We start from the raw sequence: 13,114 nt of genomic DNA, 5'->3' as shown, positions 1-13,114 counted from the left end.
CGTGTCTCAGTCCCAGTGTGGCCGATCACCCTCTCAGGTCGGCTACGCATCGTTGCCTTGGTAGGCCATTACCCTACCAACTAGCTAATGCGCCGCGGGCCCATCTGTAAGTGATAGCAGAAGCCATCTTTTAACCTTTCTTTATGCAAAGAAAAGTATTATCCGGTATTAGCCCCGGTTTCCCGGAGTTATCCCGATCTTACAGGCAGATTGCCCACGTGTTACTCACCCGTCCGCCGCTCGTTCCACTAACGTCACCCCGAAGGGATCTGTTAACTTCCCGCGCTCGACTTGCATGTATTAGGCACGCCGCCAGCGTTCGTCCTGAGCCAAGATCAAACTCTCCAAAAAAGTTTGTTTCTTAACTGTTCTTTAACGTTTGCTCGCTTTTGTAAGCTAGCATGTACTTAACATACTGGTTGTTTTGTTCAGTTTTCAAAGATCAATTTTGTTAGCGACAATTATTAATAATAACAAAATAGATTAATAATGTCAATAACTTTTTTGGTTCGCCTTAATGTTTTGTTCGTCTCTTTTGAAGCGACCTCTCAAATATATCATTTCGATGTGTTTAAGTCAATGATTTTTTATAACTTTTTTTAAAAAGCTATTGTTTGGTTCCGCCCCTCAAAAAAGCGACTTGATTATAATATCACACTGATATTTTATATGCAAGATCTTTTTTATATCTTCTTTCTATATCTGTTTTACCAATTTACAAGCTTTTTTTACGTAGAGTAGAGAACTGATTCCGAGAAGATTCTTCTTTATTCTCAGCTCCCCCTATCAAACCGGAGGCCGCTGAAAAAGTATGACTATTTCGAGATTGTCATCCTCTCCATACTATATATGAGTACAAAATAACAATATCATCTATATACAGTGGGATGCCAATCATTATTTACTATTAAACTATTTATTAGTTTTCAACCGGTATACTTGTTTCTACTCCACTTTTAACAATAACTACATTCTCTATATCTGTGGATATTTCTTTATCAATCTCGATTACGAATGTCCTCGGTGTTGCATCAGAAGTGCAAGCACCTTCCGGCTCTGATAATGGCACTGTCATAGTATGGTTGTTAGAGCTTAATTCAACATCTCTTATCTTGTAGGGGCAACTTCCAGACTCGCTGACTCCAATAAAAAAAATATCTATCGCGTTAAAGTCAACGTTTGGGATTTTATTTTCAAATCCATATAAGTTCCATGTTTGTTCAAATTCAGATGGGTTAACGACTTTTTTCACCAAAAATTGAAACCAAGGTGTCGTTTCTCTTTCAAATGCAATCTCATGAAAATTAGCAGGCAAAGTCTTTTCACTTGCTATCACACCCTTGTAAATTTGTTTGTTTTCGGTATTAGTCTGTAATGCTTTTTTATTTTCTATTGGTTTATTATTATTTGTGTCATTACTACCAACCGAATAATAGTAACGACATAAATACCGAAAGAGCAAGTAATGACTTAAAGCTTGTCATAAAATTCTCTCCTTCTCTATTCAGATTAGACGACCATTCTTTATAAAAGTTCCTCACAGCAAAGATTATAAGGTGAATTTTGAACGAACTATTTGATGAGCCATACTGTAATTAGCAAAAAAGCTACCTGGATTGCTGGAATTAGGATAGTAATTTATTCGCATAAAATCCCCTTTCATTGTTCAATTAACTGTGCTTTAGTAGATTAATAAATTGATTGAAACAGTTAAAAACATTAAAAGGTTTTAATACTACAATAGTTGGTATGAACCAACAGGACATCAAATGAGAGAGCATTGATCCGTTGAGACATGGGAGCGGAAACCTCCAAGGGTGCGCGAAGAACCGTACAGTGTATGAAAAAATTGGAGTTATCAATACCTCCTCTTATTTAAGTACGCCTTCATGTAGATCGAATCATTAGAACATCTACAAAATCCCTAATGTTCACTCCAAGTGTATTGAAACCCTGCATTTGAGAAATATATGCATCTAATTGAGGGAAAGTTAAAATGTTTAATCATGTTCAGTTTGTATAGATTTAAGTGTAATTATTTCTTCAGTTCCCATCCATTCTATTACAACCTTAAATTCATCATCTTTTTTTGCATATTCTTTGTTATCACTAAAGCCTATTGTAATACCACCTTCTTCTGTACCATACCATTCTTGAAAATGACTTGAACTCATCGGTTGGTCTCCGTTAGAAAGAACACTATCAACATATATTTTCACAGGGATTTTCTTGGTTTCTAATTCCTTTAAATTATCCCCAATATAAGTTATATGATGACGTTCTTTTACATCGTATTTTCTTTGTCCATTATTAGATTGATTGACTTCAACTACTCCCTTCCAGTGTTCATTTTCTCCTTGAAATACTAGATGATTAGATATCGTTTCATTGGAACATCCTGCAAATAAAAGAGATAATAATCCTAATAAAATCGTAATTATTTTTTTCAAACCACATCCCCCAATATCAAAAATTATTATTAAAGAAGAAACTTAGCTTATGAATGTTTGAAAACCCAATATATTTGGAAGAACAAATATCAAAAAGAAACCAACTAATACTTTTTTCTGTCAGTCCCTTTTCTTAATTCCCAAAGACCAATGGTTATAAATTATAGACCAACCATTAGACAAAACAGTGATATTACATAAGCTATTCTTCTTTTTTATAGGTATTAGTTTAGACATAACAAAATGAACCACTGCAATAGTAAGAAGCACATCTCTATATGCTTCTTCTGTCTTTAGCCACGATGCAATAATAAAGAAATAGTTCCATTTTACATTTCCCCCCTCTGTTTCATTGAGATATAATTCTTCCACTAAACTACGATTTACTTTAAGTAAAATAATTCACATTTTATTTTAACATAAAATTCCAATATTTCTTGAGATTTTACAGAAGAAAAGGATCGCCAATAATATGACGATCCACTTGTTGTACTAAGGCCCGCAGTGAGTTGAATTCTCTGTATTTCATGCTTGAAGAGAACTTGTAGCGAATTAGAGATCTAATTATTACGGATATTGAGTGCCTTATTTCATAATAAATACATTTTTGAAGGTGGTTGCGGACATCAGGTACGTTATATGCTCATCACTTTGGGAAAACGAACGCCTTCGCTGAATAAAGGAACGTATGTCCGCCAAGGTGGGAAAAGACAAAGCCTATTTCCCGTTCCTATTGCTTTAATAACTGATTTTGATATTGTTTGGGAGAGTGGCCGGTGTGTTTTTTGAATACGCGGCTAAAGTAATTTGGGTCTTTGTAGCCGACTTCTGCGCTGATTTCTTTTAGGCTCCATTCGTTTTGCTGCAGAAGCTGCTTGGCTTTCTTTAACCGAGTTGCTGTCATGTACTCAATAAACGTTAGGCCTGTTGCTTCATGAAAAAGGCTGGCGAAATAGTTTGGGCTTAGGTCGGTATAGGCTGACACGTCTTCTAAGCTGATCGCTTCTTGATAATGTTCGTCGATATACTGTTTGGCGCGTTCGATTTTGTTTTTCGATTGAAAGGATTGCTTGACCTCTAACGATGCGAGTTCTAAAAAGTCGCGCCATGCTTCTGGTGTGGTCAGAGTCGTTAGCTCTATATTGGGTATTTTTCTCCCTTTTTCTTCTAAAAGTTGTTTGATCCGGAAGTAGAGTTCCATTCCGGTGTTTTCGGTTATTTGGCTGGCGTGTTGGTTGAAGGCGTGCCAGAGTGCTTCTTGTTCGCCGTTTTCGAGTGCTTGCCAGATGGCGTCTAACTCGGTGTCGTCGTCGACTTGCGGCGGGAAGCCGTATTTCTTTTTCTTTGCTTGCACCAGGTGCCGCAGGGCTTGTTTTGCTTCGTAATAGGAGTTGGTGAGATCGGCGGGCTGTTTGTATGGGTAGCCGATGCCGATGTACGTGTCTCCTGGCAGTTCGAGCTGGAGTTTTCGCATTTGTTTGAGTACGTCTGCTTTGTCGAGTGTTTGGCTGGATGCGTAGAAGCCGATTTTGTCTAGGGTGATGTAGGTTTCTGGCAGTTCTTGTTCTTCGCTTAGGATAAAGAAAAAGCCGCTTTTCATATTGGGAAACAGGTTTTGTTTTAGGCTTTCTGCTTGTTCGCCTTGGATGAGGCGGTTGATGAATAGGGCTTTTTTGGTTTCGAGTGTTTCTTTTTCTTCGGCGATTTCTTTTTGGACGTGTCTGATAGCTTTGATGGTTTCTTCTTTTTTGCTTGGTTTTAGGATATATTCTTTGACGCCGAAGCTTATTGCTTGTTTGGCGTAGTCGAATGAGTCATAGGCTGTGACCATGATAAATTTGGTTGTTGGGTGATTTTGATAGATGGTTGCCATGGCGTCGAGTCCTGACATACCAGGCATTTGGATGTCCATCAGCATCAGGTCGGGCTGGTGTTCGTCGGCAAGCTTGGCGGCTTGTCTGCCGTTTGCTGCTTCGCCTACTACTTCGATATCGTGAAAGTTTTCTTCTAAAAATTTTCGCATCGCTTTTCTCTCTAACATTTCATCCTCCGCAATGATGATTCTCATTCGGACTCCCCCTTTTTCTTTTTATGTACTCACAGGCGACGCAAGCAGAATATACTCGCTTGCCGTTAGGTATGCGCTCACTTCCTTTTGTTTTTCTAGGTCTGCTACGAATCCACTGGCAGCAGTAGCCGAATAGTTGTGCCTTGGTCTCGGGCTGAGTGGATTTCGATGATGTCGTCTTTTTGGAAAAAGAGCTGTAGCCGCTTGATGACGTTCGCCAAGCCAATGCCGGTTACATGCCCAACGTGTGCCGCCTCCTCTTCTGTTGGACTGCTTAAGATATATGCACGCTGTTCCTTCGTCATGCCAATACCGTTATCTCGGACCTCTACCACTATGTGATTTTCTTGCTCCTGCACCGTTACCTCAATTTTGCCACCCTCTTCCAACGCTTCAAGTCCATGAATAAACGCATTCTCCACCAGTGGCTGCAAGATCAGGCGCGGCATTCTTACATTGACCCCTTCCTTCGGCGAATCAATTTCAAATTCGATTCGCTCCATGAATCGCATCCGTTGAATTTCCACATATTCATGCACTACTTGTAATTCATCGTGTAACGTGACCGCTTTTTTTAGATTGCCAAGACTATGGCGCATGATCGAAGCAAGCGAGTCAATCAAGTTCGATGTCGAACGGGCATCTTCTAAATATGCCATCTTCGACACGGTATTTAATGTATTAAATAAAAAGTGTGGATGGATTTGATTTTGCAGGTGCTTTAATTCGAGTTCCTTCATTAATTTCTCTTGCTCGGATTGATCTTTGATTTCTTTAATCAAAAGGCGTATGTTGTCCCGCATTTGGTTAAACGAACTGCCCAATAGTTTCAGTTCATCACTGGACTGAATCTTGACAGGCTTTCCATCAAATTTCCCGTAGGAGACCTCTTTAGCAGCGCGGGAGAGCTGCTGCACCGGACGGTGTATGCCGCGTCCGAATCGGATCGCGATGTATGCCCCTACTATTATCGTCGTCACCGATAAGAAAATCGTGAAGTATTTAAAGGCATGATTGCGCTCTTGTAAGTCTAAATACATCGTTTGGTATTCGGTTAAAGAAGTGTCCAAAAGCTCCAGTGTCATATCTTGAATATAGTTGGCAGTGCTTTGGACCTCCTTCATATGCGCAGTATAGCGTTCGATATCGTCACGTATGACAAATCCGACCGTCAGTTCGGATTGATATAACAGAGCATCGATCATATTTGTATAATTTTTAAGCTGAATCGGCCCGACATCGGTGTGTAAGGATGCTGCTTGCTGTTTCAACTCTTCCCTTGTTTCGTAATACTTATTTAATGCTTCGTCTTCCCGGTTGAGCACGTAAGCATTGGTATGATCGGACAGCTCGGTTGCGGTCTGGGAGATCGTATTCAGCTGAAGCAGGGATTCGAATCCATTATGATATTGCTGCATGAGCTGGTTGGAGCTCACGTAGATGGAAATTGTCACAATATTAAAGAGTATGATGATGCCAGCAAAAATCAGCGTTAGCTTGGATTGGATCGTTCGTCCGCTGAATAGGTTGTATGCTCGGACATTTTTCCAAAAGGGTTTTGGGTTTTGGTTTATGTTTTGTTTGATTGTTTCGATCATTGTGTTTCCCCTTCCTCGATGGGTGTGACGAGTTCTCCGTTGTGGAGGTGGGTTTTGTCGATGACGCCGGTTTGGGTGTGATAGTTGGTGTCTACGGTTTTGCCTTGTTTGATGGCGTGCATGAGTTCAACGGCGAGTCTGCCCATTTTTTCGGGATATTGGACGATGGTGGCGTCGATTTTTTCTTGTTCGATTAGGTTGAGTGTTTCACTTAAGGTGTCGAATGCGATGATGTGCGGCGGATTGGCTGGCTGCATTTCTTCCACCGCTTGGACGATGCCCATGCCGTCGAGTGCGCTTGTGCCGAAAAAGGCGGTTAGGTCTGGGTGCTGTTTGAGCAGTTGATAGGCTGCTTGGGCTGCGCCGAGTTCGGTGATTTGCGATGATGTGACGCCAATTAGTTCGATGCGATCGGTTTGTTTGGTGGCGTTTTGGAAGCCTTCGACTCGCTGTTGCAGGTTGGGGGCTTCGGTGTTGCCGGTGACGATCGCTACCTTTTGCGGTCCGGTTGTTTGATTGATTAAGGTTTCGCCGGCGAGATAGCCTGCGTGTGTGTTGTCTGTGCCGACGTAAAAGGCGCGGGCGCTTTGCTCGTTGTCCGTGTCGACGGTTGCGACTGGGATGTTTTGGTTGTTGGCTTTTTGAACAAGTTGTTGGAAACGTTCTCCTTTCATGCCTTTGGTGATGATGGCGTCGACGCCTGCTGCGATCATGCGGTCCAGTGTGGCGAGGCGTTCGTCGTTGTCTGCGACTTTTGGGCCGATGTATTCGAGATAGATGTTCTGTGCTTCGGCTGCTTCTTTGGCGCCTTTTTCGATTAAGCGCCAGTAGTCGTTCCCTACTTCTTCGGTGATCAGGACGAAGTGATAGTCGTAGGTGTTTTCGGCGGTGAGCTGTTGTTCTATGTAAAAGGTTTCTTTGCCGTAGTAGATCATGAGTGTGAATGGGATGAGAAATAGGATGAATCCGATGGTTTTAGTATGGGTGTTGCGTTTGGCTTTGGTTTGGGTGTGCATGTCGGGGTCCTCCTCCTTGTTGTTACTACCAATTTGATCGTAATCGTTTTCAAGGAAAAAGTCTAGGGGGATTTTGGAGGTGGAGGGAAGGTGGTGAAATTCGACAAGGAATTGTCGAATTTTCCTTTGTGGTTGGGGGTTGGGGGTTGGGTTCGAGCACGAGAAGAGGTTTATTTGCAGTTTTGGCTGCGTTACCTTCGCATTTCTGCTCTTAAAACAGCTCTATTCGCAGTTTGGGCTGCGTTACCTTCGCATTTCTGCTATTAAAGGCTCCCTATTCGCAGTTTGGGTTACGTTACCTTCGCATTTCTGCTCTTAAAAGCTCGCTATTCGTAGTTTGGGCTGCGTTACCTTCGCATTTCTGCTGTTAAAGGCTCGCTATTCGCAGTTTGGGCTACGTTACCTTCGCATTTCTGCTCTTAAAACAGCTCTATTCGCAGTTTGGGCTGCGTTACCTTCGCATTTCTGCTGTTAAAGGCTCCCTATTCGCTGTTTGGGTTGGGTTACCTTCGCATTTCTACTGTTAAAGGCTCGCTATTCGTAGTTTTGGCTGCGTTACCTTTGCATTTCTACTGTTAAAGGCTAGCTATTCGCAGTTTGGGTTGATTTACTAACGAAATACTGCCATTAAAGGCGCTCTATTTGTAGTTTTATTGGAGATACAGGGTGGAATAGTTGATATTGCTTGCCAGAATAAACGATTTAAAACCCCTGACCGTTCGGATCAGGGGGTTTAAATCGTTATTCTAGAAAGGTACCTTCCATGATGGTTTCTTTTAGGCTGCGGCGGTCGGATGGTTTTTCGCGTTCTTGGAGTTTTTCTTCTAAGACGCTGACGTCATCTTGGTAGCCGATTGCGATGACGGCGTGGATGGCGTATTGTTCTGGGATATCTAGTATTTCGCGTGCTTTGTCTTTGTAGAATCCACCCATGGCGTGCGTGATTAAGCCTTTTTGTCGTGCTTGTAAGGATAGGAAGCCCCAAGCTGCGCCTGCGTCGAATGCGTGTGAACCGTTTGCTTCAGAGTCTGAGATGACTAAGGCAAGGGCTGGTGCTTTTTCGCACCATGCACGGTTTCCGTCCATGATAAACTGGTGGAATTTTTCACGGTCTTCTTTGTTTCGAGCGATGATGAAGCGCCATGGCTGTTTATTGCTGCCGGACGGTGCCCAGCGAGCCGCTTCGAATATGCTCATGAGTGTTTTTTCGTCTACTTCTTTTTCCGAGAATGCGCGGGGTGACCAGCGCTCTAGAAAAAGATCATCTATGTCGTATTCTGCTTGGCGATAATCATGTACATTGATATTGCTCATCGAATCTATCTCCTCTCTGATTCTATGTAATTTCCTAATTCCACCATATCACAAAATATGACAAAGATTAATTAAAATGCGTAAGTCGTGGAACTATGACGTATGATGTTGGCAGAAAAACTTTGGCTAAGTACTTCATGATTCGAATATTACTTGACAGGAATATTCCTTTAATGGAATAATCAATTCAACAACAAGTTACGTCATAAATACAGTGAAGAACTCGGAGGTGGTATTCTTCATGTAACAACATGCGCTTATTTGATTTAAGAAACATACAAATGTTAGGAGAATTCAACATGAACGTGCAAACATTTAGTGCTCTGGCGGATCCCAACCGTCTTGCTATCGTCGACCTTCTTCTTGACGAATCGCTCCCAGTAGGGGAAATTGCAGAAAAGCTCAAGCTAAACCAGCCCCAAACTTCGAAGCACCTTCGCGTTTTAAGCGAAGCTGGGCTTGTTGAGGTGCAGCCAATGGCTAATCGTCGAATATATAAGCTAAGACCAGAACCGCTTCAAGAGTTGGATAAGTGGCTTGACTCCTACCGTCGAGTGTGGGATGCGCGGATGGATCGGTTGGATGATTATCTCAATGTATTACAGGGTAAAAAACCACTGAATTGATGATTTGATAGCGAAAACATACAAAAATTTTGTAAAGTCGCTACTGTAAATTGTATGGCGACTTATACAATTGGATGGAGGAGATAAAATGTCAATCCACGAATTAAAATCCAGAGTTGAGAACGATCAGGTGCTAGTATTGGAGCGTATTTTTGATGCACCGCGCGATCTCGTGTTCAACATGTTTAAAGAACCTGAGCATCTCAAGCATTGGTGGGGACCTATTGGATGGGAACTTCCAGTTTGTCACATTGATTTCCGACCGGGCGGTTCATGGCATTTCTGTATGAAGTGTATGGACCGGAATCAAGGAGAATATTACGGTATGGAGTCTTGGGGGAAAGCCGTTTACAAGGATATTATCGAGCCAGAGATGATTCATTACACGGATTACTTCTCGGATGCCGATGGTAATATCGATAAAAATATGCCATCATCCGAGATCACGCTGGAATTCATCGATCTGGGTGACAAGACGAAACTCGTTAACCGTGCTGAATATGTGTCTGCGGAAGCTCTCAATAAGGTCATGGACATGGGCATGTTACAAGGCATCACAGAAACCTGGAACCGTCTGGAAGAGCATCTTAACAAGGTTAAATAAGGTATCATTCATAATGAAAAGGTGGAAATATCAATGATAGATCAAAAAATTGTCCCGCATCTATGGTTTAATCAGGAAGCAAAAGAAGCTGCACAATTTTATACCTCCATTTTTCCCGATTCAAAAGTCACTAATACAGCAACCATTCACGACACACCATCCGGAGAAACCGATGTCATTTCTTTTCATCTCGCAGGGTATTCATTTATGGCTATAAATGGAGGGCCGCATTTTCAGTTCAATCCTTCGATTTCCTTTTTTGTCCATTTTGATCCTTCTAGAGATCAAAACGCAAGGCAGAATTTAGATCAGCTCTGGGATAAACTTTCCCAAGGCGGTACACCACTTATGCCACTTCAAGAATATCCATTCAGTAAGCGCTACGGATGGATACAGGATAAGTATGGCCTGACTTGGCAGCTGTTCCTCACCAACCCAGATGGTGAAGAACGACCATTTATCGTCCCTTCATTGATGTATGTTCAAGAGGTGTCTGGTAAGGCAGAAGAAGCCACTGACTTTTATCTTTCTGTTTTCAATGAGTCCAAACGAGGGGAAATCGCACGCTACCCTGCAGGCATGGAGCCGGACAAGGAAGGGACTTTGATGTTTACAGATTTTATGCTAGAGAATCAATGGTTTGCTGCTATGGACAGTGCTCAGTTCCATAACTTCCAATTTAATGAAGCCATTTCACTTTTAGTTCAGTGTGAAAATCAAGAAGAGATTGATTACTACTGGGAAAAGCTTTCCGCAGATCCAAAGGCAGAACAATGTGGTTGGTTGAAAGATAAATACGGTGTTTCTTGGCAAATTTGGCCAGAAGTGATGGGAGAAATGATGATAAATGGGACAAACGAACAAATGGATCGATTAACCAAAACATTTCTTCAAATGAAAAAATTTGATATAGAAAAATTAAAAGAAGCATATCAAGGTATGTAATCATGATGTTGCTCTGAAATAAAGTGATGGTTTTAAAAGCTGGTAATCACCAGCTTTTTTTTCGTTTAGTTGCCATAAATCGATGATAGACGAATAATATAAACCTTCATACTATTGTTTATTATTAACACATTTAACTGTTACAAGGAGCCCCTTATAATAGGAATCTATGCTCATTATAGCTAAAGGAGACCGTTCCAATGTGGTTAAGGTATCACGATTTAAATGACATCCATCACAAATTTTTTTCCATAGGGGTGTCAGTATATCCTGCAACTTTCCTAACAATGAATTTCTCATTTTGACATGTTCAAAGATTAGTATTTCAGCTCCAGGCTTGCTTACTCGATGTATTTCTCTTAGTGCTTTCTCTGGATCTGGAATAGTACAAAACACCAGTGTTGCAACAACTGAATCAAATGTATTATCACTGAAAGGAAGTTTCTCAGCTTGAACTAAATAAGTTTTTATTGGAGTCTTCGTTTCCCATTGACGTTTTAGTGATTGCTCCAACATCTGATTATTGGGTTCAATGGCATCTACCTGCATTGCATTAGTATAATAAGGAAAATTAGCCCCTGTTCCCGAACCAATTTCAAGTACTCTTCCCACTGCATTATTTAAAAGTTCTTTTCTGATTTGTTTAAACTTCATTTGTTCAAGGGGTTTCATTACTCTATCATAATAATGCGGAAGCCCTTTCCCCATATTTTTCACCTCTTCGTGATTCCGAATTAAAAAGAGAGATGGAAAAGACCTCTATAACAGAGGCCTATCACGCTGAAATAGTTCCATTTCAAAATTACTCCGTTTTTATCTCACCCTCATAGGAATCCATAAATCGACTACAATCATCCATCATTTCTTCTTTCATCATGTTCGACATATTTCCATTTTCCATCATGTTCATCATTCCATTACCATTGTGACTATTCATCATATTACCCATTCCATTACTTTCTGTATCTTCATGTGCAAACGCTGCTGAACCAATTACGAATAGAGCCGCAGTAGCAAATGACAACGCAAAAGGAATCTTTTTAATTTTCATGACAAATTCTCCTTTCGTCTATACGTGAATATCTTCAGTATAGATAACCATTTTGTTAAAATCCATATCCCCCACTTATTTTATTCTATTATTATAGGGCAATACCTTCATTAACACTTTGATTCCATGTTTTACCGCCATCTTCTGAAAAGTAGATGTCTTTCTTACTAGTGGTAAAAATGAATTCATCACTTTTTACAGGATTTTGCTCTACAAAAGTAATCACATCTTTTCCTAAATCTGGGATACTTAATTCATTTTCTTCATTTGTGGCTAAATTAATATGTTTAAGCTTCCCACTATCCGTTGCAGCCAGTAAATTATCTTGGTAGTCAAAGGAAACTGCCGTTACCGTATTCGATACAGCTAACTTTTGAAAGTTATTTCCATAATCATTTGATAAGTATACCCCTTCTTTTGTACCAAGTGCTACTGTGCCAGATTTAGTTGGATGTGCTGCTAACGCCATTGCTTGTCCTTTAAGACCTTGTAATTCAGCTTGATTCCACGTCTTCGTCTGATCCGTTGAATAATAAAATCCTGGTTTATCCATCCGTGAATTTTCTGATGTATTAAAGACATAGATATCCTCTGTTTCGTATCCAACCGTCATACCATGAAAATCCACTTCTTTGTATAAGTCGAGAATTTCAATATTTCCTCCCATATCAGTACTTCTGATAATCCCTAATGGATTAGCAAGGTCTGATCCTGGTGCAGGATGGCCACTGCTGTAAAAACCATCCTTAAACATGGAAAAACCCATGTAATCATGCTTTTCACTAACTGATGGAACCGTCCACTCTCCATTTTTGAAAACTCTTAAACCATCATGAGCCGGAACATAAACTTCTTCTCCATCACTAGAATAACCAAGTCCATGAATATGGGTGAAATCCACCTTCTCTTGACTATTATCACCTTGTGCTGTTCCATCTAGTCGATTTGCTAGAAATCCAGATCCATTTGTAACATTTATTATGACTAGCAAGACAATACTTAACAATGAGGCCCCGATCAGGAATCGTTTATAGATGTTAGCTCTAGCTATGATCATTTTACGCTTTTCACGATTTTCTTTATTTTTTACACTAATCGTACTTACTTTTCGTTTTGTTAGTAGGAACAGGCCAAGAAAACTAACCAACATTACTAGTGATGCTATCAAACCATAACTCCAATAATTAACTGCGACTTCTCTTGCATGTTCTTCTTCCGTCCCCTGAGCAAGCACTTGAAATGGAATAGAAAATAGCATCAAACTTAAAATAGATAATTTTTTCATCATTGCTTATTTCACTCCTAGAAGGATATTCACCAATTACAATAAGTTATTAATCAGATTTATCTCAAAACAACCTTAAAAACCATACCATTAAATAGCTATTAGAAATTATCGTAATCAATCATGTCGCTAAAGTTCGTATAAACTTCATCCTATC

The 13,114-nt window shown here is 40.5% G+C and carries 12 protein-coding genes and 1 rRNA gene; 3 read left to right on the top strand and 10 right to left on the bottom strand.

What is annotated here, in order from left to right:
- The 7 genes from GHD00_RS19040 to GHD00_RS19010 form a co-directional block, all read right to left on the bottom strand.
- Nucleotides 1-351, bottom strand: a 16S ribosomal RNA gene (locus GHD00_RS19040); the annotation flags it as partial.
- Nucleotides 352-919: 568 nt separating this feature from the next.
- Nucleotides 920-1,462: a hypothetical protein gene (locus GHD00_RS19035; RefSeq protein ID WP_163539794.1), complete on the bottom strand. Its 543-nt coding sequence runs from the start codon at nt 1,460-1,462 to the stop codon at nt 920-922.
- A gap of 538 nt (nt 1,463-2,000) precedes the next feature.
- The gene (locus GHD00_RS19030) at nt 2,001-2,450 is read right to left on the bottom strand and encodes a hypothetical protein (RefSeq protein ID WP_163539793.1); all 450 of its coding nucleotides are present in this window, start codon (nt 2,448-2,450) and stop codon (nt 2,001-2,003) included.
- A gap of 730 nt (nt 2,451-3,180) precedes the next feature.
- Complete coding sequence (locus tag GHD00_RS19025; protein ID WP_163539792.1) at nt 3,181-4,518, bottom strand: response regulator; 1,338 nt, start codon at nt 4,516-4,518, stop codon at nt 3,181-3,183.
- A 104-nt stretch (nt 4,519-4,622) separates the two neighbouring features.
- Nucleotides 4,623-6,116, bottom strand: coding sequence for a sensor histidine kinase (locus tag GHD00_RS19020; RefSeq protein ID WP_163539791.1), 1,494 nt, complete (start codon nt 6,114-6,116; stop codon nt 4,623-4,625).
- On the bottom strand, nt 6,113-7,132 hold the full coding sequence (locus GHD00_RS19015; RefSeq protein WP_163539790.1) for a sugar-binding protein: 1,020 nt from the start codon (nt 7,130-7,132) through the stop codon (nt 6,113-6,115). Before GHD00_RS19015 ends, GHD00_RS19020 begins: the two co-directional genes overlap by 4 nt.
- 741 nt (nt 7,133-7,873) lie before the next feature.
- A complete protein-coding gene (locus tag GHD00_RS19010; RefSeq protein WP_163539789.1) occupies nt 7,874-8,446 on the bottom strand; it encodes a nitroreductase family protein in 573 nt (190 codons plus the stop codon).
- A 299-nt stretch (nt 8,447-8,745) separates the two neighbouring features.
- Between GHD00_RS19010 and GHD00_RS19005 the strand changes: the two genes are divergently transcribed.
- The 3 genes from GHD00_RS19005 (at nt 8,746) to GHD00_RS18995 (ending at nt 10,621) form a co-directional block, all read left to right on the top strand.
- On the top strand, nt 8,746-9,072 hold the full coding sequence (locus tag GHD00_RS19005) for a metalloregulator ArsR/SmtB family transcription factor (RefSeq protein WP_163539788.1): 327 nt from the start codon (nt 8,746-8,748) through the stop codon (nt 9,070-9,072).
- Nucleotides 9,073-9,160: 88 nt separating this feature from the next.
- Nucleotides 9,161-9,676 (top strand): SRPBCC family protein, encoded by a 516-nt coding sequence (locus GHD00_RS19000; protein WP_163539787.1) that lies wholly within the window; start codon nt 9,161-9,163, stop codon nt 9,674-9,676.
- Between the two features lie 33 nt (nt 9,677-9,709).
- Complete coding sequence (locus tag GHD00_RS18995; protein ID WP_163539786.1) at nt 9,710-10,621, top strand: VOC family protein; 912 nt, start codon at nt 9,710-9,712, stop codon at nt 10,619-10,621.
- A gap of 111 nt (nt 10,622-10,732) precedes the next feature.
- On the opposite strand, the gene GHD00_RS18990 is transcribed toward GHD00_RS18995, so the two are convergent.
- From GHD00_RS18990 to GHD00_RS18980, 3 genes are all read right to left on the bottom strand, one after another.
- Nucleotides 10,733-11,329, bottom strand: coding sequence for a class I SAM-dependent methyltransferase (locus GHD00_RS18990; protein ID WP_163539785.1), 597 nt, complete (start codon nt 11,327-11,329; stop codon nt 10,733-10,735).
- Between the two features lie 94 nt (nt 11,330-11,423).
- Complete coding sequence (locus tag GHD00_RS18985; protein ID WP_163539784.1) at nt 11,424-11,672, bottom strand: hypothetical protein; 249 nt, start codon at nt 11,670-11,672, stop codon at nt 11,424-11,426.
- A gap of 91 nt (nt 11,673-11,763) precedes the next feature.
- A complete protein-coding gene (locus GHD00_RS18980; protein ID WP_163539783.1) occupies nt 11,764-12,960 on the bottom strand; it encodes a F510_1955 family glycosylhydrolase in 1,197 nt (398 codons plus the stop codon).
- Between the last annotated feature and the right edge of the window lie 154 nt (nt 12,961-13,114).

Origin of the sequence: Gracilibacillus sp. YIM 98692 (genome assembly GCF_010993965.1) — a bacterium.
Taxonomy (GTDB): domain Bacteria; phylum Bacillota; class Bacilli; order Bacillales; family Amphibacillaceae; genus Gracilibacillus.
This window is presented reverse-complemented; position numbering and strand designations above follow the sequence as displayed.